Annotated in this window: 18 protein-coding genes; 10 read left to right on the plus strand and 8 right to left on the minus strand. The window is 67.7% G+C overall.

Annotation, left to right across the window (positions count from 1 at the left end; translation table 11 throughout):
* Window positions 1–20: 20 nt before the first annotated feature.
* Both ybeY and NSQ78_RS07795 read right to left on the minus strand, forming a co-directional pair.
* Window positions 21–506, minus strand: coding sequence for an rRNA maturation RNase YbeY (ybeY, locus tag NSQ78_RS07790; RefSeq protein WP_049469473.1), 486 nt, complete (start codon window positions 504–506; stop codon window positions 21–23).
* On the minus strand, window positions 503–1,489 hold the full coding sequence (locus NSQ78_RS07795; RefSeq protein ID WP_064238024.1) for a PhoH family protein: 987 nt from the start codon (window positions 1,487–1,489) through the stop codon (window positions 503–505). The genes ybeY and NSQ78_RS07795 overlap by 4 nt, the downstream gene beginning before the upstream one ends.
* Before the next feature lie 396 nt (window positions 1,490–1,885).
* Here NSQ78_RS07795 and NSQ78_RS07800 point away from each other — a divergent pair, with 396 nt between their 5' ends.
* From NSQ78_RS07800 to NSQ78_RS07810, 3 genes are read left to right on the plus strand one after another with little or no spacing between them, the layout of a single operon-like run.
* Window positions 1,886–2,842 (plus strand): HlyD family efflux transporter periplasmic adaptor subunit, encoded by a 957-nt coding sequence (locus NSQ78_RS07800; protein ID WP_064238025.1) that lies wholly within the window; start codon window positions 1,886–1,888, stop codon window positions 2,840–2,842.
* A gap of 20 nt (window positions 2,843–2,862) precedes the next feature.
* Window positions 2,863–3,786 carry an ABC transporter ATP-binding protein gene (locus NSQ78_RS07805; protein ID WP_049467509.1) on the plus strand — a complete coding sequence of 308 codons (924 nt, stop codon included), beginning with the start codon at window positions 2,863–2,865 and terminating at the stop codon, window positions 3,784–3,786.
* Complete coding sequence (locus tag NSQ78_RS07810; protein WP_064238026.1) at window positions 3,783–4,895, plus strand: ABC transporter permease; 1,113 nt, start codon at window positions 3,783–3,785, stop codon at window positions 4,893–4,895. The genes NSQ78_RS07805 and NSQ78_RS07810 overlap by 4 nt, the downstream gene beginning before the upstream one ends.
* A 50-nt stretch (window positions 4,896–4,945) precedes the next feature.
* On the opposite strand, the gene miaB is transcribed toward NSQ78_RS07810, so the two are convergent.
* Window positions 4,946–6,364: a tRNA (N6-isopentenyl adenosine(37)-C2)-methylthiotransferase MiaB gene (miaB, locus tag NSQ78_RS07815; RefSeq protein WP_057495224.1), complete on the minus strand. Its 1,419-nt coding sequence runs from the start codon at window positions 6,362–6,364 to the stop codon at window positions 4,946–4,948.
* Between the two features lie 160 nt (window positions 6,365–6,524).
* Window positions 6,525–7,145, minus strand: coding sequence for a glutathione S-transferase family protein (locus NSQ78_RS07820; protein ID WP_064238027.1), 621 nt, complete (start codon window positions 7,143–7,145; stop codon window positions 6,525–6,527).
* 80 nt (window positions 7,146–7,225) lie between these two features.
* Here NSQ78_RS07820 and NSQ78_RS07825 point away from each other — a divergent pair, with 80 nt between their 5' ends.
* From NSQ78_RS07825 to NSQ78_RS07855, 7 genes are all read left to right on the plus strand, one after another.
* Window positions 7,226–8,194 (plus strand): WYL domain-containing protein, encoded by a 969-nt coding sequence (locus NSQ78_RS07825; protein ID WP_049467516.1) that lies wholly within the window; start codon window positions 7,226–7,228, stop codon window positions 8,192–8,194.
* Window positions 8,195–8,240: 46 nt separating this feature from the next.
* Window positions 8,241–9,170 (plus strand): lytic transglycosylase domain-containing protein, encoded by a 930-nt coding sequence (locus NSQ78_RS07830; protein WP_149902045.1) that lies wholly within the window; start codon window positions 8,241–8,243, stop codon window positions 9,168–9,170.
* 201 nt (window positions 9,171–9,371) lie between these two features.
* On the plus strand, window positions 9,372–9,992 hold the full coding sequence (gene petA, locus NSQ78_RS07835; protein WP_339208312.1) for a ubiquinol-cytochrome c reductase iron-sulfur subunit: 621 nt from the start codon (window positions 9,372–9,374) through the stop codon (window positions 9,990–9,992).
* On the plus strand, window positions 9,992–11,251 hold the full coding sequence (locus NSQ78_RS07840) for a cytochrome bc complex cytochrome b subunit (RefSeq protein WP_049467520.1): 1,260 nt from the start codon (window positions 9,992–9,994) through the stop codon (window positions 11,249–11,251). The genes petA and NSQ78_RS07840 overlap by 1 nt, the downstream gene beginning before the upstream one ends.
* Window positions 11,244–11,993 carry a cytochrome c1 gene (locus NSQ78_RS07845; protein WP_032960911.1) on the plus strand — a complete coding sequence of 250 codons (750 nt, stop codon included), beginning with the start codon at window positions 11,244–11,246 and terminating at the stop codon, window positions 11,991–11,993. Before NSQ78_RS07840 ends, NSQ78_RS07845 begins: the two co-directional genes overlap by 8 nt.
* Window positions 11,994–12,127: 134 nt before the next feature.
* Complete coding sequence (locus tag NSQ78_RS07850; RefSeq protein ID WP_021203577.1) at window positions 12,128–12,763, plus strand: glutathione S-transferase N-terminal domain-containing protein; 636 nt, start codon at window positions 12,128–12,130, stop codon at window positions 12,761–12,763.
* 84 nt (window positions 12,764–12,847) lie between these two features.
* Entirely contained in the window at window positions 12,848–13,300 is a 453-nt protein-coding gene (locus NSQ78_RS07855) for a ClpXP protease specificity-enhancing factor (RefSeq protein WP_064238029.1), read from the plus strand.
* An 85-nt stretch (window positions 13,301–13,385) separates the two neighbouring features.
* On the opposite strand, the gene NSQ78_RS07860 is transcribed toward NSQ78_RS07855, so the two are convergent.
* The 4 genes from NSQ78_RS07860 to NSQ78_RS07875 all read right to left on the minus strand — a co-directional run bounded on the left by NSQ78_RS07860 (window position 13,386) and on the right by NSQ78_RS07875 (window position 16,038).
* Window positions 13,386–13,736 carry a DUF3301 domain-containing protein gene (locus tag NSQ78_RS07860; RefSeq protein ID WP_005415950.1) on the minus strand — a complete coding sequence of 117 codons (351 nt, stop codon included), beginning with the start codon at window positions 13,734–13,736 and terminating at the stop codon, window positions 13,386–13,388.
* A 67-nt stretch (window positions 13,737–13,803) separates the two neighbouring features.
* Entirely contained in the window at window positions 13,804–14,805 is a 1,002-nt protein-coding gene (locus NSQ78_RS07865) for a DUF2272 domain-containing protein (protein WP_064238030.1), read from the minus strand.
* Window positions 14,806–14,920: 115 nt separating this feature from the next.
* Window positions 14,921–15,772 carry a carboxylating nicotinate-nucleotide diphosphorylase gene (gene nadC / locus NSQ78_RS07870; RefSeq protein ID WP_053463498.1) on the minus strand — a complete coding sequence of 284 codons (852 nt, stop codon included), beginning with the start codon at window positions 15,770–15,772 and terminating at the stop codon, window positions 14,921–14,923.
* A complete protein-coding gene (locus NSQ78_RS07875) occupies window positions 15,769–16,038 on the minus strand; it encodes a Trm112 family protein (protein ID WP_064238031.1) in 270 nt (89 codons plus the stop codon). Before NSQ78_RS07875 ends, nadC begins: the two co-directional genes overlap by 4 nt.
* Window positions 16,039–16,065 lie beyond the last annotated feature (27 nt).

Below are 16,065 nucleotides of genomic sequence, written 5' to 3' on the forward strand. Positions count from 1 at the left end.
GCTCGGAACAGAGCCCGACGTCAGCGCTCGCCGGCGTAGGGATCGGCGATGCCGAGCTCGGCCAGGATCTCACGCTCCAGCTGCTCCATCGCGTCGGCTTCCTTGTCGTCCTCGTGGTCCCAGCCGAGCAGGTGCAGTACGCCGTGTACGGTCAGGTGCGCGTAGTGGGCGTTGAGCGCCTTGCCCTGTTCTTCGGCCTCGCGGGCGACCACCGGTGCGCAGATCACCAGGTCACCCAGCAGCGGAAACTTGACACCCTTGGGCAGGCCTTCGGGCACTTCGGCCGGGAAGCTGAGCACGTTGGTCGCGTAGTCCTTGCCGCGGTAATGGCGGTTCAGTGACTGCCCTTCCTTGGCATCGACCACGCGGATGGCCAGGTCGGCTTCGCGGATGCGGCCTTTCAGCGCAGCGGCCACCCACTTGCGGAAGCTGACTGCCGCCGGCAGGCCGGTACGCGGCAGGGCATAACTGACGGCGACGTCCAGTCGCACGGGACCACGGGTCATGGAGTTGCTCCAGGTTGGATCTGATGCAGGTCGCGGCGGTCATAGGCGCTGACGATACGCGCCACCAGCGGGTGGCGGACCACGTCGCGCGATTCGAAGAAGGTGAAGCTGACACCTTCGACGTCGCGCAGCACATCGATGGCGTCGCGCAGGCCGGACTTCACGTGCTTGGGCAGGTCGGTCTGGGTCAGGTCGCCGGTGGCCACGGCGGTGGAGCCGTAGCCCAGGCGGGTCAGGAACATCTTCATCTGCTCGATGGTGGTGTTCTGCGCTTCGTCCAGGATCACGAAGGCATCGTTGAGCGTGCGGCCGCGCATGTAGGCCAGCGGCGCGATCTCGATGACGTTCTTTTCCAGCAGCTTGACCACCTTCTCCACGCCCATCATCTCGTACAGGGCGTCGTACAGCGGTCGCAGGTAGGGGTCGACCTTCTGGCTCAGGTCGCCGGGCAGGAAGCCCAGCTTCTCGCCGGCTTCCACCGCCGGGCGCACCAGGATCAAGCGCTGTACCCGTGATTCGTTCAGCGCTTCGACCGCGCTGGCCACGGCCAGGAAGGTCTTGCCGGTGCCGGCCGGGCCGATGCCGAAGTTGATGTCATGGGTGGCGATCTGGTGCAGGTAGCGGGCCTGGTTGGCGCCACGGCCACGCACGGTACCGCGCTTGACCTTGATCGCCACCTCCTGTGCCTCGTACGAGCGTTCGGCGATCTGTTCGACATTGGCCTGCGCCAGGCGCAGGTGGATGGCATGGTTGTCGAAGACAGTCTCGCCGGCTTCGGCGTACAGCGCCTCGACCAGCTTCTGCGCCTCGACGATTGCCTCGCCGGGCCCGCTGATACGGAACACGAAGCCACGATTGGCGATCTCCACACCGAGCTTCAGCTCGATCTGGCGCAGATGGCCATCGAAGGGGCCGCACAGGTTGGCCAGCCGCTCGTTGTCTTCCGGCGACAGGCTGAAGTCTCGATGCTCGATGCTTTTCATTGCTTGGGGTGGGGCGGGTTCGCCGTCCACCGCGATGGACTCGGGATGACAAGGTTACGCGCGTGCAGGGCAAGCGGCCAGCGTGCGCATCGGAACAGTGTGGCACCACGCGGTTTTCCACACCCGGTGTGGACCGCGGCTGCGGAAAGCTGTGGATAGTCCTTCGCAGCGCTTGTGCCACAAGGGAGATGATGTCGTGGTGAAAATATGGCCAGGCGCCAGCGGGTTTTCCACATGCGATGTGGACGGCGGTGCAACGAACCTGTGGATAGATGGGGCCGAGCCTTGTGGCACGAGGCCTGGCGCTGCGTGGTGAAAAAACCGTCAGGGCTGATCGGGATCATTGCGGGTGCACGGGCGGCATGGCACCGTGGCGCTGTCGCGGGAGGGGATGGCATGGGCATCGGCAAGCGGATGCGTGGCGCCGGACTGGCGGGCCTCGGCCTGCTGGCCGGGTGCGGCCAGGCGCCGCCGGTTGCACTGGGTACGCTGGAATGGGACCGGATCACGGTGCCTGCGCCGGCGGCCGAGGTGATCTCCTCGGTGGAGGTGCGCGAGGGCCAGCAGGTCAAGGCCGGGGCCGTGCTGATGCAGCTCGATTCCGCCCGCGGCGATGCGCAGTTCGCCGCAGCACAGGCCGACACGGCGCGCGCGCAGGCGCAGCTGGAAGAACTGAGGATCGGCCCGCGCCAGGAACAGATCGCGCAGGCCCAGGCGCAGCTGGCCGCGCTGCGAGCGCAGTCCGCCGAGGCCAGCGCGTACTACCGTCGGGTGAAGCCGCTGGCACGCCAGCGCCTGATCGCCGCTGCCGAACTGGACCGCGCACGCGCCGCCGCCGGCAATGCCGAGGCCAGCGTACGGGCTGCCGAGCAGGCATGGCTGGAGCGGGTGCACGGCAGCCGCGCGCAGGACATCGCCCAGGGCCAGGCGACCGCCGATGCTGCGCAGGCGCAGCAGGTGCTGCAGGGGGTCAACCTGCAGAAGCTGCAGCTGCGCGCGCCGCGTGATGGCGTGGTCGATGCCTTGCCCTACCGGCAGGGGGACCAGGCGCCGGTCGGTGCCCCGCTGGTGGTGATGCTGGTGGGCGAACGCCCCCATGCGCGCGTCTACCTGCCGCAGCCGCTGCGGCTGCAGGTCAAGGTCGGGCAGGCCGCGCAGATACAGCTGGAGGGGGGCAGTACCGTACTGCAGGGGCACGTGCGCGCGATCCGCAGCGAGCCTTCATTCACCCCCTACTACGCATTGACTGGCGATGACGTCGAGCGCCTGAGCTACCTCGCCGAGATCGAGGTGGATGCAGCCGCCGACATGCAGGCGCTTCCGGCCGGGGTGCCGGTCCAGGTGCGCTTCTGAACACCGGCGGCGACATCGCGGTGCACGCGCGGGGCCTGACCCGCCGCTTCGGTGACCTGCTGGCCGTGGACAACGTCGACCTGAGCGTGCCGCGCGGGCAGGTGTACGGCTTCCTGGGGCCGAACGGATCCGGAAAGTCGACCACCATCCGCATGCTGTGCGGGCTGCTGGAGCCGAGTGCTGGGCGGATCGAGGTGCTGGGCCTGTCCGTGCCGGAGCAGGCGGAAGCACTGCGCCGCCGGATCGGCTACATGACCCAGCGCTTCTCGTTGTACGAAGACCTGTCGGTGCGCGAAAACCTGGAGTTCCTCGCTGCGATCCAGGACCTGCCGCGCGTGCAGGCCCGGCAGCGGGTGGAGGCGCTGCTGCAGCAGTACCGGTTGCACGACCGTCAGCCCCAGCTGGCCGGTACCCTCAGCGGTGGCCAGAAGCAGCGCCTGGCCTTGGCCGGTGCGGTGGTGCATTCGCCCGAGCTGCTGTTCCTGGACGAGCCGACCAGCGCGGTCGACCCGGAATCGCGCCGCGATTTCTGGGAGGCCCTGTTCGAACTGGCCGACGCCGGCACCACGGTGCTGGTGTCGACCCATTACATGGACGAAGCCGAGCGCTGCCACCGGCTGGCGATCCTGGATCGCGGCGCGCTGGTGGCCGATGGCACGCCGGCTGAGCTGTGCGCGCGGTTGCAAGGGCGCACGCTGCAGGTCACCGCGTCGCAGCCGCGCCTGGCCAGCCGCGCACTGGCCGATCTGCCCGGTGTGCTCAGCGTGGCGCAGATCGGTACCCATCTGCGCGTGCTGTGCAATGAGGGAGCGGCGGACATCGCGGTGCTGGGCCGTGCGCTGGCCAACGCTGACCCGCAGGCCCGCATCGAGACGGTGGCGCCGAACCTGGAAGACGTGTTCGTGGCCGCCACCCGTGGCCGCGGTCGGGAGCCGGCGGCATGAACCTGCGCCGGCTGTGGGCGATCATGCTCAAGGAGCTGCGGCAACTGCGCCGCGACCGCATCACGCTGGCGATGATCGTCGGCATCCCGGTGATGCAGCTGCTGCTGTTCGGGTATGCGATCAACCTCAACCTGCGCCACCTGGATGCGGGTGTCGCCGACCAGGCCAACAGCGCCGCTTCGCGCGCGCTGGTGCAGGACATGGTGGCTACCGGCGTAATCACGCCGCGCAGCGAGGCCTACACACCGGACCAGCTGATGCAGGCGCTGCGCCGCGGCGAGATCAGTGTCGGCATCGTGGTGCCGGCCGACTTCGAGCGTCGCCGCTTCGACGGTCGCGAAGCACTGCAGGTGCTGGTCGATGGCAGCGACACCGTGGTGCAGAGTGCGGCGATCCAGCTGGCGCAGGTGCCGCTGGACACGCGCCCGACCAGCAACACGCGGCCACTGCGCGAAGGCAGCATCGCCAGTGGTCCAATCAGCGTGACCAGCTTCTACAACCCGCAGCGGCGTTCGGCGGTGAACATCGTGCCGGGCCTGATCGGGGTGATCCTGACCATGACCCTGGTGATGTTCACCGCGGTGGCGGTGGTGCGTGAACGCGAGCGCGGCAACATGGAACTGCTGATCGCCACGCCGGTGTCACGCAGCGAACTGATGGTCGGCAAGGTGCTGCCCTATGCAGCCATCGGCCTGCTGCAGACCACGCTGGTGCTGGTGCTGGGCACCTGGCTGTTCCAGGTGCCCATTCGCGGCAGCCTGCTGGACATCTATCTGGCCGCGGTACTGCTGGTGCTGGCCAACCTGGCGCTGGGGCTGTTGATCTCCACGCGCGCGCGCTCGCAGTTCCAGGCCATGCAGATGACCTTGTTCCTGTTCCTGCCGTCGATCCTGCTGTCGGGCTTCATGTTCCCGTTCGCGGGCATGCCGCGGCCGGTGCAGTGGCTGGCCGAAGTGCTGCCGCTGACCCACTTCCTGCGCCTGGTGCGCGGCATCATGCTGCGCGGCGCCCCGTTGTGGGAGCTGTGGCCGGATGCACTGGCGCTGCTGGCCTTCATCGGGGTGATGATGATCCTGGCGATCCTGCGTTTCCGCAAGCGCCTGGATTGAAGGCAGGGGGTCGGATCCCCGCAGGGGCTCCGACCCCCTTCACCGGGGCCTTATTCGGCCACCACGCGCCCGCGCAGCGAGTTGGTCAGCGCCTCGGTGATCAGCACATCCACGAACTGGCCGATCAACCGCGCAGGCGCCGGGAAATTCACCGACCGCATGTTCTCGGTCTTGCCGGTCAGCTCGTTCGGATTCTTGCGCGACGGCCCCTCCACCAGCACGGCCTGCACGGTGCCGACCATCTTCTCGGAGATGCCGGCGGCATGGGCGTTGATGCGCTCCTGCAGGCGCGACAGGCGCGCGTGCTTTTCGGCATCGCTGATCGTGTCCTCCAGGTCCGCGGCCGGCGTGCCCGGGCGCCGTGAATAGATGAACGAGAAGCTGTGGTCGAAGCCGATGTCCTCGATCAGCTTCATGGTCTTCTCGAAATCGGCGTCGGTCTCGCCGGGGAAGCCGACGATGAAGTCCGAGCTGATCGAGATGTCCGGGCGCACCGCGCGCAGCTTGCGGATCTTCGACTTGAATTCCAGTGCGGTGTACCCGCGCTTCATCGCCGACAGCACGCGGTCGCTGCCGGCCTGCACCGGCAGGTGCAGGAAGTTGGCCAGCTGCGGGACGTCGCGGAACGCGTCGATCAGCGAGTCGCTGAACTCCAGCGGGTGCGAGGTGGTGAAGCGGATGCGGCCGACCCCATCGATCTCGGCGATGGTACGGATCAGCAGGCCGAGGTCGGCGAACTCACCGTCACCATAGGGCCCGCGATATGCGTTGACGTTCTGGCCGAGCAGGTTGATCTCGCGCACGCCCTGTGCGGCCAGCTGCGCCACTTCCACCACCACGTCCTCGAACGGGCGGCTGACTTCGGTGCCGCGGGTGTAGGGCACCACGCAGAACGAACAGTACTTGGAACAGCCTTCCATGATCGACACGAATGCCGAGGGACCTTCGGCGCGCGGCTCGGGCAGGCGATCGAACTTCTCGATCTCGGGGAAACTGATGTCGACCTGCGGGCGCTTCTGCTCGCGACGTGCACGGATCAGCTCCGGCAGGCGATGCAGGGTCTGCGGGCCGAACACCAGGTCCACGAACGGCGCGCGCTTGATGATCGCTTCGCCTTCCTGCGAGGCGACGCAGCCGCCGACGCCGATGATGACTTCGCGGCCCTTGTTCTTCAGGCCCTTCCACACGCCCAGCTGGCTGAACACCTTCTCCTGCGCCTTCTCGCGGATGGAGCAGGTGTTGACCAGGATGACGTCGGCGTCGTCCGGGCTGTCGGTCAGTTCCAGGCCATCGCTGGCGGCAAGCACATCGGCCATCTTGGCCGAGTCGTACTCGTTCATCTGGCAACCGTGGGTCTTGATGTACAGCTTGCCCTTGACCTGGTCGGGCTTGCGCGGACCAGCGGGCAGGGCAACGAGCGGGGTACCGCCCGGCGTGGCGGGCGGAAAGACGTCTGGCGTCCCGGTCATGGCGCTTAATCCATTCGGGTGGCGGGAAAGCGGGCCATTCTACCCGCATCCCGGCGCGTGCGCCGGCCCGGTAGAGCCAGGCCATGCCTGGCTGCATTCCGTACCGCAGGCGCCGCGAACGGGTTCATCCACGCATGGCGCGGATCTACTGCAACCGCGCTTACGCCGCCGCCAGCTCCGCATCGATCTGCCGCGAACGGTCGAAGGCGGTCATCGCGCTCATCCGTGCAATGTAATCGGCCGTGGCCGGCGCCGGCTGTACCAGGCCGAAGGCCGTGGTCCAGGCCAGCGCATTGCCCCACAGCACGTCGGCGGCGCTCATCGTCTCGCCGAGCAGGTACGGGCCCTGCGCCAGCTGGGCCTCGACCACCTGCAGCACGGTCTCCGCATCGTTGTACGGCGACATCAGGCGCGGAGGCGGCTCACGGTGCATCGCCTTGTCGATCATCGCCGGTTCGAAGCAGGCGCCGTAGAAGGCCATCCAGCGCAGGTAGGGCCCGCGCCGGGCGTCGCCGATCGGCGGCGCCAGCCCGGCTTCCGGATACAGGTCGGCCAGGTACAGATAAATGGCCACCTGTTCGGTCACCAGCGCGCCGTTGTGGACGATGGCCGGCACCTTGCCCATCGGGTTGATGGCCAGATAGGCCGGGGCCAGGTTGGCGCCAGCCTTCAGGTCCAGCACCTGCATGCGGTAGTCGGCACCCAGCGCTTCGAGCAGGGCCACGGCGCCGCTCGAGCGGGAACGGGCGGCGTGGTACAGGGTGATCTGGCGTGAGGACATGGCATTGCTCCTTGCGGTGGGTGGTGAACTGGAGGCCATCCTGGGGCACTATTGCGGACGAATTCTGTCCTCGATCCTTCATGCGCCATACCGCCCATCGACTGCTGCGCCTGATCGCCCTGCTGCAGGCCCGCCGCCAGTGGTCAGGGGCCGAGCTGGCCGAGCGCATGGGCGTGGACCGGCGCAGCATCCGGCGTGACATCGAGCGGCTGCGCGAACTGGGCTATCCGGTCCGGGCCTCGTCGGGGGTCGGTGGCGGCTACCAGCTGGGGGCAGGGGCACCGGTACTGCCGATGCTGCTGGACGAGGAGGAGGCGACCACCCTGGCGATCGCGCTGCGGGCCGCGTCCGCGACCGTCGCCGGCATCGACGACACCGCCCGTGGCCTATTGTCCAAGCTCGACCCGCTGGTGCCGACCCGTCGCCGCCAGCAGGCCGGCGAGGTGCATGCCGCCACCGCCACCCTGTCCGATCTTCCGTCCACCGATGCACGCCTGCTCGGGCGGCTGGCCCAGCACTGCCGGCAGGCGTCACGGCTGGCCTTCGAATACCGCAGCGCGCAGGAGGCGGTGACCCAGCGCGAGGTCGAGGCGCAGCACCTGGTCAACTACGGGCGGCGCTGGTACCTGCTGGCCTGGGACCTGGGCCGGCAGGACTGGCGCACCCTGCGCGTGGACCGGATGGGCGCGGTGCGCGAATGCTCCGCGCCGGGCATGCATCGCCGCACGCCCGCACCGCCGGATGTGATGGTGCGGCAGGCGGTCAGCCAGGCGCCCTTCGCGCTGCAGGCCATCGTGCGCCTGGCCGGCAGCCACGCCGAGCTGGAAGGCCGCATCCCGCCCTGGTGTGGCGTGCTGGAGGCCGACGGTCCCGACCATTGCCTGCTGCGCATGGGCGCCGAGAGCCGCGGCATGATGCTGGCGCAGATCCTCAGCCTGGACCGGGTGCCGGTAGCGTTGTGGACCACGCCGCCGGGCCTGCGCGATGAACTGGCGCAGCGCCTGGCCGGATTGGGGCAGGTGCTGGCTGTGCCGCCGGTCACAGGCTGAGCGGCGTCGCTTGGCAAGCCCCGGCGAAGCTGGGACACTCGCCGCCATGAAGGGGATACTGGGGACAACGGCGATCATCATCGCTGCGCTGACCGCTGCGCCGGCCAGTGCGGGCACCCTGTTCAAGTGCCAGGGCGCCGATGGGGTCACCAGCTATGTCAGCAAGCGTGTGGCCGGTGCCCGCTGCAGCACCATCAGCTACAGCCGCGACACCCGACCGGCACCGCGCCCGGTGGTGGCCGCGCCGAAACCGGCGCCGACCACCGTGGCCAGCATCGAGCGCAATCCGGTGGCCGTGGCCGCCAGTGCGGTGGCCCCGGTCGTGGCGCCCGCGGCCTCGCCTGCACCGGCGCCTGCGGCCGTGCCAGCGCCCCCGGTCGCCTCGCGCAGCGGGCGCATGGTCAGCGGCCAGGTCTATTCCTTCATGAAGGATGGCGTGCGCCACTACACCAGCGCACGGCCTACCCAGGTGGCCAACCTCGGTCCGGTGCGCACCATCCGCTACAGTTTCATCGAGCGCTGCTACGCCTGCGGCGTCAACCCGCGCGTGGACTTCGGTTCGGTGCGCCTGAACACCACCGCGTTCCAGACCGAGATCACCTCGGCCGCACGCGAGTTCGGCGTCGAGGAGGCGGTGGTGCGCGCCATCATCCACGCCGAATCGGCCTACAACCCGACCGCGCTCAGCCGCGCCGGCGCGCAGGGGCTGATGCAGCTGATGCCGCCGACCGCCGCGCGCTTCGGGGTCCGCGATGCCTACGACGCCGGACAGAACATCCGCGGCGGCGTGCAGTATCTTGCGTGGTTGCTGAAGCGCTTCAATGGCGACCTGACCCTGGCCGCAGCCGGCTACAACGCTGGCGAAGGCGCGGTCGATCGCCACGGCGGCGTGCCGCCCTACAGCGAAACCCAGTACTACGTACGCCGGGTCGGGCAACTGGCCGAGCGTTACCGCACCGCATTGACGCACCAGTAGTGCCGGCCGCTGGCCGGCAACCCCTGGGCAATGGCCGGTACCGACCGGCCGCTGGCCGGCAACCCCCGCAATCAATGTTGTTGCAATGCGTTGTGTGGCGCGCGACGGTTCCGCTACACTCGACCGCGATTCAATGCGGCTCTGGCCCCCACCGGATCCGCTGGCAGCCTTAAAGCTACCTAATCAATATCGGAGTGCCGGATGGCCAACGATGGGGTACACGATCCAGTCAACACCGGACGTCGGCGTTTTCTTTCTGCCACCACAGCCGTGGTGGGCGCCGTCGGCGTCGGCTTCACCGCCGTTCCTTTCATCAAATCCTGGAACCCCAGTGCCCGCGCCAAGCTTGCCGGCGCACCGGTGGTAGCCGACATCAGCGCCCTGCAGGAAGGCCAACGCCTGATCGTGGAATGGCGTGGACAGCCGATCTGGATCGTCAAGCGGTCCAAGGCGATCCTGGATGCGCTGCACGGGCTGGACGGCCGCCTCAAGGACCCCGAGTCCGGCGAAAAGGACCAGCAGCCGGACTACGTGCTGAAGCAGAACCCCGAGCTGCGCTCGATCAAGCCGGACATCTCCGTGCTGGTCGGCCTGTGCACGCACCTGGGCTGCTCGCCGGAAATGGTCGCCGAGATCCGGCCCGAGCCCTATGACCCGCAGTGGAAGGGCGGCTACTTCTGCCCTTGCCACAAGTCGCGCTTCGACATGTCCGGCCGCGTCTTCAAGGACGTGCCGGCGCCGATCAACCTGAACGTGCCCGCGCACCACTACCAGGACGACAACACCATCATCATCGGTGTCGATCCGCAGGGGGCTGCCTGATGGCCAATATCCTCAGCCGTACCGCCAGCGGCGTGGCCGACTGGGTCAATGCACGCGCGCCGGGCCTGATGCCGGTCTACCGCAAGCACGTCAGCGAGTACTACGCGCCGAAGAACTTCAACCTCTGGTATTACTTCGGTTCGCTGGCGCTGCTGGTGCTGGTCAACCAGATCGTCACCGGTATCTTCCTGACGATGCACTACAAGACCAACGCCGCCGAGGCGTTCGGCTCCATCGAATACATCATGCGTGATGTGGAGTGGGGCTGGCTGATCCGCTACATGCATTCCACCGGTGCCTCGCTGTTCTTCATCGTGGTCTACCTGCACATGTTCCGCGGCCTGCTGTACGGCAGTTACCAGAAGCCGCGCGAGCTGGTGTGGATCCTCGGCATGCTGATCTACCTGGTGCTGATGGCCGAAGCCTTCATGGGCTACGTGCTGCCGTGGGGACAGATGTCGTTCTGGGGCGCCAAGGTGATCATCTCGCTGTTCGGCGCGATACCGGTGATCGGCAACGGCCTGACCGAATGGATCATGGGCGACTACCTGCCCAGTGACGCTACGCTCAACCGCTTCTTCGCGCTGCACGTCATCGCGTTGCCGCTGGTGCTGCTGTTGCTGGTGGTGCTGCACCTGGGCGCGCTGCACGAAGTGGGGTCGAACAACCCCGATGGCGTTGAGATCAAGAAGGGGCCCAAGGGCAACCGCTGGTCGCCGAATGCACCGGCCGATGGCATCCCGTTCCATCCCTACTACACGCTCAAGGATGGCGTCGGCGCCGGCTTCCTGCTGATCATCGCTGCCTTCATCATCTTCTTCGCCCCCGGTTTCGGCGGCCTGTTCCTGGAGCACGACAACTTCACCGAGGCCAACCGCCTGGTGACCCCGGAACACATCAAGCCGGTCTGGTACTACACGCCGTACTACGCGATGTTGCGCGTGGTGCCGAACAAGCTGGGCGGCGTGCTGGTGATGTTCTCGGCCATCGCGATCCTGTTCCTGGTGCCGTGGCTGGACAAGGCGAAGGTGAAATCGGTGCGCTACCGCGGCTGGATCTCGAAGGTGATGCTGGGCGTGCTGGCGGTGTGCTTCGTGTGGCTGGGCGTGATTGGTTCCGGCCCGGGTACCGACGTGCACGAGACCTACATCGGGCGGGTGCTGACCTTCCTGTACTTCGCGTTCTTCATCACCATGCCGCTATGGACAAGGCTGGACAAGACCAAGCCGGTACCGGAGAGGGTGACCACGCATGACTGAGCGCTGGATGGTCCGGCTGGCCCTGGCGGCCACCCTGATGCTGGGCAGTTTCCTGGCCTCCGCCGCCGAGGGCGGCACCCCGCTGCTGCAGGCCGGCAACGACCTGGGTGACCGCGCCTCGCTGCAGCGCGGCGCGCAGCTGTACATGAACTACTGCTCCGGCTGCCACGCGCTGAAGTACCTGCGCTATTCGCGGATGGCGCAGGACCTGGGCCTGACCGAGGAAGAGGTGATGAACAACCTCAACTTCACCGGCTCGGCGATCGGCGACCCGATCCCGGTGGCGATGCCGAAGGAGAACGCGGAGAAGTGGTTCGGCAAGATGCCGCCCGATCTCAGCCTGATCTCGCGCGTGCGGGGCAGTGACTGGGTCTACACCTATCTCAAGTCGTTCTACCTGGACAGCAGCCGCCCGCTGGGCTGGAACAACGCGCTGTTCGCCAATGCCTCCATGCCCAACCCGCTGTGGGAGATGCAGGGCCTGCAGCATGCGGTGCACGGCAAGGCGGAAGCGCCCGGCATGGACCCGCCGGTGACCGGCCTGAAAATCGAAACGCCCGGGTCGGTCGATGCCGGCCAGTACGATCAGGCCGTGCGGGACATCACTAACTTCCTCGAATACGCCGGTGAACCGGCCGCGCTCAAGCGCCAGCAGCTGGGCGTGTGGGTGATCCTGTTCCTGGCCCTGCTGACTTTCCTGCTGTACCTGCTGAAGAAGGAATACTGGAAGGACGTCCACTGATTCTGCCGCCGGCCATCGCACGGGCCTATTGGCTTTTGTGATGGTCGGTTGCACACTCGGGGAGGAGTCGACCGTCGGCACGGTGCCGGCGGCGCCGATGCGGCAGGCGGTCTCCTGTCGTGGGAGAGCCTTTGATGGCGGCGAGCGTACGCATGCGCAATACACTGACGCTGTTTTCCTCGAACGACGACGTACTGTGCCACCGTGTACGCCTGGTTCTGGCGGCGAAGGGGGTCACCTTCGACTTTGTCCCGGTCGATCCGCAGAACCCGCCTGAAGACCTGATCGATCTCAATCCGTACCATTCGGTGCCGACCCTGGTCGAGCGCGAACTGGTGCTGTACGCCGCCTCGGTGGTCAGCGAATACCTGGACGAGCGCTATCCGCATCCGCCGCTGATGCCTGTCGATCCGCTGTCCCGTGCGCGCATCCGCCTGGCGATGCTGCGCATCGAGCACGACTGGGTGCCGCAGGTGCAGGCCATCCAGCTGGGCAACAAGACCCAGGCCGAGGCCGGGCGCAAGCGCCTGAAGGAACTGCTGACGGCCTCGCTGCCGCTGTTCAAGGCCAGCAAGTTCTTCCTCAACCCGGAAATGAGCCTGGCCGACTGCGCCATGGCCCCGATCATCTGGCGCCTGCAGTCGCTGGATGTTCCGCTGCCGAAGGATGGCAAGGCGATCGAGGACTACGGCAACCGCATCTTCCGCCACCCCGGTTTCGTCCGCAGCCTGACCGAGCAGGAAAAGAAACTGCGCGACCTGCCGGCCTGACCGGCCCATGCAGTACCCGTCTGCACGCCGACCGGCGTGCAGGCGATCCGCCCCGGCAGGCCGCCGGGCGCGTACACTTCACGCATGACCGAAGACTTCTTCCACATGACCAGCCACCGCCCGTACCTGCTGCGGGCGCTGGTGGAATGGATCAACGACAACCAGCTGACCCCGCACATCCTGGTCGACGCCGGCGTTCCCGGCGTGCAGGTCCCGCCTTCGGCGGTCAAGGATGGCCGGGTCGTGCTCAACATCGCCGAACGTGCTGTCATGCGGCTGATGATCGACAACGAGATGGTCAGCTTCTCGGCGCGCTTCTCCGGTACCAGCTACCCGGTGCAGGTGCCGATCAGCGCCGTACTGGCCGTCTACGCCCGCGAGACCGGGCAGGGCATGGCGCTGCCGGATGACATCCCGGGCAGCGAAACCGCGCCGACCAGCGACGAGCTGCTGCATGAGGACGGCACGCCACCGGACGATACGCCGCCGGCCAGCCCGCCGCCGAAGGGCCGCCCGAACCTGCGCGTGGTCAAGTAACCCTTCCGACGCCGCCCCGATGGGCGGCGTTTTTCTTTGCCCGTTTGCGGTGGGTGCCTGCCGTTGGTCGGCACACCTTCAAACCCTAGACATCCTCGGCATCCTCCACATCCGGCCGGATCTGGCTGATCCGCGCGGCACCGGGGCCAGTGAACGAGATCAACTGGTCGCCACGCAGCACCATGCGGCCCACGTGGCGGTCGATGCCATCGTAGGAATACTCGAACTTGAAGGTGCGCTCGAAGCCGAGCCGGCCATCCTCGCCGCGCGACAGACGCAATCCGGTGGCGTGCACCGCCTGGTCCAGCCACTGCACGTCGGCGGCGCGGCAGGCATTGCGTCCCAGTTCCACCGCGCGCTCGGCGGCCGAGCGCGCGGCGTTCCAGAAGAAGTAGATGATTCCGCCGGCAATCAGCAACAGCAGCAGGGTGGGCATGGCGTCAGCCGTCAGAGGTGGATCCGGCAAAGATGGCGGCGAATGCGTGCTGGATCAAGCGCCTGTGTCACCGCCTTGGCGGCTGCGGGTCGGTCATCGGTGATGGGGGTGCGGTGGCCGGCACCGTGGCCGGCACTGCCTGCATCGGTGCTGTGCTGGGCGAAGGCATCGCCAAGGGCGTGGTCGCGGTCAGCTGCAGCAGGGCCGCCCAGTCCTGGCGGTTGAAACTGCATTCGTCCTCACGCCCCGGGGTGCAGCTGGGGTCAATGCCGGTGCTGTTGCGTTCGCGCGCCGGCGGCAGCTTGATCAGCCCGGTACGATCCAGCGGCAGCAGCCGCATCGCCACGGTGTTCATCACGTTGCCACCGACCAGGTACAGGGTCTGGTCGCCGCCCAGGTTGGCGGCCACCACCACTTCGCAATGTGATTTCCAGTGGCCCACCGAACCGTTGCCCAGCGCCTGCACCAATCCGCTGTAACTGAGCGTGCTGCTGCGGTCGCGCAGGAAGCACAGCAGGTCACCGGGCGCGGGTTTGGCCGTGGCCGGGTCGACCAGCCTGTACGGCACGCCCGAGGGGCCGCCCTGGTACGCGGCGCGGATGTAGTCGATATGGCGTGGCGAGGTATTGAAGCCGGGCACACCGGCACGCACCATCACCCACGAAATGAAGGCAGCCGACCACGGGTTGTCGACCAGGAACGCGCGGCAGTCACTGTCGGTATAGCGCGCGCCCAGCGGTGCCAGGCAGCTGCTGGCGCCGGCGATGCTGCCCATGGCGTTGAGCGTGCCGCTGTTGCGCCAGTAGCCGGCCACGCGCTGCCAGGCGATCAGTCCGTTGTCGGCCAGGTGTTCGTTCTCGGCCTCGGTGACACTGAGACTCGCCGCACGGCCATCACGATCGATGAAAGGCCGGAACCAGAGCCGGTGTTCATTGCAGGCAGTATTGCGGATGGCCACCGCCAACGGACTCAGGCCGAAGCGGGGCGGCACATCGCAGGCTTCGGCGGCCGCTGCGGACAGGGGCGCCGCAGCCAGCAGCAGACAGGCAGGCAAGAGCATCCGGCGCATGCGCGGCTCCTGTGGGGGATGCCCGCAGCGTCGCAGTGCTGTCGTGAACGCCGGGTGTGAGAACGGGGTCCGATCCCTTTTCCCATGTAAAAGGGATCGGACCCCACGCCGGGCCTCAGCCCGGTGGCGGGCCCAGCTTCAACGACAGGTCGATCGCCTGCACGTGCTTGGTCAGGCCGCCGATGGAGATGCAGTCGACGCCATCCTCGGCGATCGAGCGCAGGCCGCCCAGGCCGACGCTGCCGGAGACTTCCAGTGGAATGCGGCCGGCAGTGATGCGTACGGCTTCGCGGCGCAGGTCGGGGCTGAAGTCGTCCAGCAGGATGCGTTCGCACCCGGCTTCAAGCGCCTGGCGCAGCTGCGCCAGGTCTTCGACCTCGACCACCAGCGGCAGCGCAGGCCACTCACGGCGTGCGGCGGCCACCGCCGCGGCCAGCGAACCGGCGGCACGGATGTGGTTCTCCTTCAGCATCACCGTGTCGTACAGGCCGAAGCGATGATTCTCGCCACCGCCGCAGCGCACCGCGTACTTCTGCGCCAGGCGCAGGCCGGGCAGGGTCTTGCGGGTGTCGAGGATGCGCGTGCCGGTACCGGCCACCGCCGCCACGTAACGGGCGGTGGTCGTGGCGGTGCCGGACAACGTCTGCAGGAAATTGAGCGAGGTGCGCTCAGCGCTGACCAGGCTGCGGCTGCGCCCGTGCAGCAGCGCCAGCACGGTCCCGGCGGTGACGGCATCGCCTTCGGCGATGTGCCATTCAATGCGCACCTCGGGGTCGAGCGCGCGATGGGTGGCATCGAACCAGGGTCGCCCGGCGATCACCGCGTCCTGCTTGCACAGCAGGTAGGCGCTGTCAGCCTGGTCGGGCAGCAGGGCAGCGGTGACGTCGCCGCTGCCCAGGTCCTCGGCCAGTGCACGCGCGACATCGGCGGCGACCAGGGCCGCATCCGGCGTCGGCAGCGTGCTCATGCGGCCGGGAAGTCGGCGATCTGGGCCGTCGGGATGGCTTCCTCGGGCAGCAGCACCGGGATGCCGTCGTCGACGCGGAACACCTGCTTGCGGTCACGGGTGACCAGCGCTTCGCGCAGCGGCTGCGCCAGCGGGTTGCCATCGGCCTTGTTCACCGCGCCGGCGGAGATGGCCTTGTTGAGGGCTTCCAGGCCCTTGCCATCCAGCAGGGACAGGGGCTGGCGGGTGTCCGGCGACACCAGCAGGTCGAGCAGCTTGCGATCCATGGTTCTTCGTCTTGCGTGGAAGATGGC

It is taken from the genome of Stenotrophomonas sp. FSL W7-1447 (assembly GCF_037966425.1).
GTDB classification, from domain to species: Bacteria; Pseudomonadota; Gammaproteobacteria; order Xanthomonadales; family Xanthomonadaceae; genus Stenotrophomonas; species Stenotrophomonas pavanii.

Coding starts and splice junctions, on each gene's coding strand:
- NSQ78_RS07810 (WP_064238026.1), top strand. CDS start 3,783: ATGAACCTGCGCCGGCTGTGGGCGATCATGCTCAAGGAGCTGCGGCAA.
- ybeY (WP_049469473.1), bottom strand. CDS start 506: ATGACCCGTGGTCCCGTGCGACTGGACGTCGCCGTCAGTTATGCCCTG.
- petA (WP_339208312.1), top strand. CDS start 9,372: ATGGCCAACGATGGGGTACACGATCCAGTCAACACCGGACGTCGGCGT.
- NSQ78_RS07850 (WP_021203577.1), top strand. CDS start 12,128: ATGGCGGCGAGCGTACGCATGCGCAATACACTGACGCTGTTTTCCTCG.
- NSQ78_RS07865 (WP_064238030.1), bottom strand. CDS start 14,805: ATGCGCCGGATGCTCTTGCCTGCCTGTCTGCTGCTGGCTGCGGCGCCC.
- nadC (WP_053463498.1), bottom strand. CDS start 15,772: ATGAGCACGCTGCCGACGCCGGATGCGGCCCTGGTCGCCGCCGATGTC.
- NSQ78_RS07855 (WP_064238029.1), top strand. CDS start 12,848: ATGACCGAAGACTTCTTCCACATGACCAGCCACCGCCCGTACCTGCTG.
- NSQ78_RS07800 (WP_064238025.1), top strand. CDS start 1,886: ATGGGCATCGGCAAGCGGATGCGTGGCGCCGGACTGGCGGGCCTCGGC.
- NSQ78_RS07860 (WP_005415950.1), bottom strand. CDS start 13,736: ATGCCCACCCTGCTGCTGTTGCTGATTGCCGGCGGAATCATCTACTTC.
- NSQ78_RS07825 (WP_049467516.1), top strand. CDS start 7,226: ATGCGCCATACCGCCCATCGACTGCTGCGCCTGATCGCCCTGCTGCAG.
- NSQ78_RS07830 (WP_149902045.1), top strand. CDS start 8,241: ATGAAGGGGATACTGGGGACAACGGCGATCATCATCGCTGCGCTGACC.
- NSQ78_RS07840 (WP_049467520.1), top strand. CDS start 9,992: ATGGCCAATATCCTCAGCCGTACCGCCAGCGGCGTGGCCGACTGGGTC.
- NSQ78_RS07795 (WP_064238024.1), bottom strand. CDS start 1,489: ATGAAAAGCATCGAGCATCGAGACTTCAGCCTGTCGCCGGAAGACAAC.
- NSQ78_RS07820 (WP_064238027.1), bottom strand. CDS start 7,145: ATGTCCTCACGCCAGATCACCCTGTACCACGCCGCCCGTTCCCGCTCG.
- NSQ78_RS07845 (WP_032960911.1), top strand. CDS start 11,244: ATGACTGAGCGCTGGATGGTCCGGCTGGCCCTGGCGGCCACCCTGATG.
- NSQ78_RS07875 (WP_064238031.1), bottom strand. CDS start 16,038: ATGGATCGCAAGCTGCTCGACCTGCTGGTGTCGCCGGACACCCGCCAG.
- miaB (WP_057495224.1), bottom strand. CDS start 6,364: ATGACCGGGACGCCAGACGTCTTTCCGCCCGCCACGCCGGGCGGTACC.